This is a genomic window from Novipirellula sp. (assembly GCF_041583735.1).
Taxonomy (GTDB): Bacteria; Planctomycetota; Planctomycetia; order Pirellulales; family Pirellulaceae; genus Novipirellula.
Window position 1 is genome coordinate 1 of the sequence record NZ_JBFHFD010000812.1, and the last position, 3,299, is coordinate 3,299.

Here is a 3,299-nt window from a genome sequence, read left to right on the forward strand (position 1 = left end):
GATTCCCACGATACCGGCTACGTTTCCATGTTCGTCACGCAGGGGAACCTTGGTCGTCAACAACCAGCGTTTGTTGCCTTGGGCGTCTTGCGAAGACTCTTCCTGGTCAATCAGTGGAGTGCCCGAGCGGACAACGTTTTGGTCATCGGTGACGTAGTTGCATGCCAATTCGGGGGGCAGGAAATCGTAATCGGTTTTGCCGACGACCTCTTCAACACTGTTTAGGTTCAACAGTTTCACGAGCGCGGTGTTGCCGGTGACAAATCGGCCGAAACGGTCTTTGACGTAGATTAAATCAGGAATGTTGTTGGTGATCGTTTTCAATAGATCCCGCTCGCGAGCCAATTCGAGTTCGGCTCGCATTTGTTGGGTCACATCTCGCGAAATGCCAAACGTACCAATGATCTCACCCTTCGGGTCACGCAGCGGCAGTTTGGTGGTCGAGCACCATGTGTCTTCACGATCGGGCCAAGTTTCTCGTTCCACTTTGGCGACCATCGCCTCGCCGGTCTTCATGATATGCCGTTCATCCGCCAAGGCGTTGCGGGCATGTTCGATTCCGAAAAACTCGGCGTCCGATTTGCCAATCGCTTCCGCAGGATCGGCGAGCTGGAACAGTTTTGCATGAGCGCGACTGATGCGAATAAAACGGCTTTGTTTGTCTTTGAAGTAGATTGCATCAGGAACGTTTTCGAGCATCGTGTCCATCAGAAAACGTGTTTGCTGAAGTTCAAGCTCGGTCGCTTTTTGGCTGCTGACGTCCCAGAAAATCACCTGGATACCAATTACCGTTCCTTTGGAGTTGATGGTGGGTAGTTTGAGGACTTCGACGTAAACGGTTGTGCCATCGACGGTGCGATTCTCTTCGACTAAGTGTTCAGGTTTGCCACTCTCCATCACCGCTTGGTCGTTCTCGACATATGACTTGGCAAGTTCGGCCGGGTAGAGATCGAAGTCGGTTTTTCCGACGATTTCTTCCGGTGTCTTGCCCACGGATCTGCAGAAGTTTTCATTGGCGTATTGAATCCGTCCCTTTTTGTCCTTGCGAGTCACGTTTAGTTGCACATGCTCGCGTAGTGTCTGGTGCTTGCTGAAGGATTCCAGTGCGGTGGGAAGCGAGAAATCTTTGGGAGAAATGATTTGAGCAGTGGCGTCGATTCGGATCGGTTGATCCTCGGCATTTTTCACCACGGTCAATTGCTCATCGAGCCAAGTGATCTTGCCGACCGAATCGATGACACGGTATTTGTGACGAATCATGCCCTCTTCGAGAACGTTCACCAAATTGCGGCGGACTTCGATTCGATCTTCGGTGAAGATGGCGCGTTGACGCAGCTCGAGCGGCTTGGACGGTTGAAGCGAAACATTAAAAACTTTTTCGGCAGCCCGGTTCAGATACAGCAGCAAGTTGCCATCGACCGTCGAGGACCACACCACGTCCGACACCCGGTCCATGATCGCCCGAGTCGCAGGATCGAACGGCTCTAATGATGTCGCGGACCGGGGGGCGTGGTCATTCATGTTGCAGCCTGCTGGGGAAGGAGGAGGCCCTCATTTTAGCTGCTTCGAATGCGTGCCGCAGCTTTAGAAGCGGGAAATGAGGGCAAGAACTCAATTCCATCGCTCCCGCTCTCGGCTCTGCGGATTCTAGCGGCTACGAACCAATCGGCTGGGATCGATGGCGAGCCGCTGGATCGTTTCAGCTGCCTCGCCAAGAAAACGGTCCGCGTCCACTGGATATCCCGCTGTCGGACGCAGCGTCTGCCCGTCAGCCGAGTGTTTTTGGAAATAGGAATTGAAGGCATTCATACATATTTCTCGCAGGTATTTGGCATGGATCGACGACATGGCTACCGGCGGAAAGGAGTCCCCTTTGACCGTGAAGCGAATTTGCATCGTGCGGCCTTCGGCCGCCAGTTCATAAATGCTCTGGCGGCGTGATTCCTGTACGATTCGTAGCGATGCGTCAGGCCAAATGTGCTGCAAGACCGCCCCGTAGAATTGCCGTCCTCCGTGCCGATCGCAATACACAAGGACCTTCGATTGGGCGCCGCTGGATGCGGCATTACCAAATTCGCCTTGCTGCTGGTCAAGGACATCGGCGATCAATCGCAGGCTGGTGTCCGACAGCAAATCCGATTTGTTGAATCCGCGTGCGATGATTTGATTGAATTTTTCAGCTGTGACAATATGAGTGGCGACTTGCGTCAACGATGCCCCGTTTTTTTGCCAATGATCGATGACATCCTGAGCGTCGGTCCGAGAAACGAATTGCTGCGATTGCAGATTCCGCAGCCAAGCGGGATGTTTCAGCGCGACCTCGTTGCGTGTCGCAATTTTTTTTAACCACGGTTTCAGCTTCAGTTCGCCGTCACCGCACCACGCTTTGCAGACACTAACGACCGCGTGTAGGACCGCCAAAGGATCATGGCCGCGGGACTGAAACAGTTTTTTCGAATCATCGACGACGAGTTTCAGGTCACGCCAGTGCAAGGGGGCCGACAACGGAGCAAAATGAGTGGCAATCGCAGCGTCAGTCGACGCGAGTGAACGATCGGTATCGATCACGTCATCGGGCAATTGCCATGCGGTGGCCGCCACGACGAGCGGGCCAAGTTTCGGACCATATCCAGCCTCGTCAACCGCGATCAGCAACATAGGGAAATGGGGGCAAGAGGACACACGGATTGCATCGATCGAGCGCCGTTAGCGTCGCTGATTGGATCACCAATGGCCGCTTGGATCACCGATCGTTCGATCACGAACCGAAAGTGTGCCGCGTCCCTCCCGATCGCTCAAGGTGCCCAGTGTCTTGATTAGGGATGGCGAGTGATCTGATTCGTGGTGGAGGGGCGCAGATCGACTCGAGATTCAGGAACGGGAAGTTCCAACCAATCGGTGATCAGCAGTCGCTGCACGATCGGTTCCTCAAGGTGTTTGCCGATAATTTCCATCATGCGATCCCGCAGTTCGCTTTGTTCGGGGTCTCGCAACCACGTGGTGTCGACTTGACGCAATAGATGTTCGGCCTCTTCGTGGATTTCCATGGTCTGTTGCGAAAGCAGTTCTCGGCCGACTTGGCGACGCGTGGGATCGAGGACCGCCTGCAGCTGAAACTGATCGACTTTGGAGGGATCGGTGATGTTTTGAAAACGGTATCGCCCCATATCGAACGTATTCGACTCGATGTTTTGCAACCGCGCGACTCGGCTACGGACATAGCCGATCACTGCCGCATGGACGACAACAATGGCTAGGATCAACGCTGCGGCCCAGTATCGACGAAAGAAGCTCACGGC

General features: G+C 54.2%; 3 protein-coding genes. All 3 read right to left on the minus strand.

Going from position 1 to position 3,299, the window contains the following annotated elements; genetic code table 11:
• Positions 1–1,521: PAS domain-containing protein (locus ABX962_RS33100; protein ID WP_372725955.1), on the minus strand; the 1,521-nt coding region annotated here is incomplete at its 3' end.
• 126 nt (positions 1,522–1,647) lie between these two features.
• Positions 1,648–2,658, minus strand: coding sequence for a hypothetical protein (locus ABX962_RS33105; RefSeq protein WP_372725956.1), 1,011 nt, complete (start codon positions 2,656–2,658; stop codon positions 1,648–1,650).
• 158 nt (positions 2,659–2,816) lie between these two features.
• A partial coding sequence (locus tag ABX962_RS33110) for a hypothetical protein (RefSeq protein WP_372725957.1) occupies positions 2,817–3,299 on the minus strand: 483 nt, incomplete at its 5' end.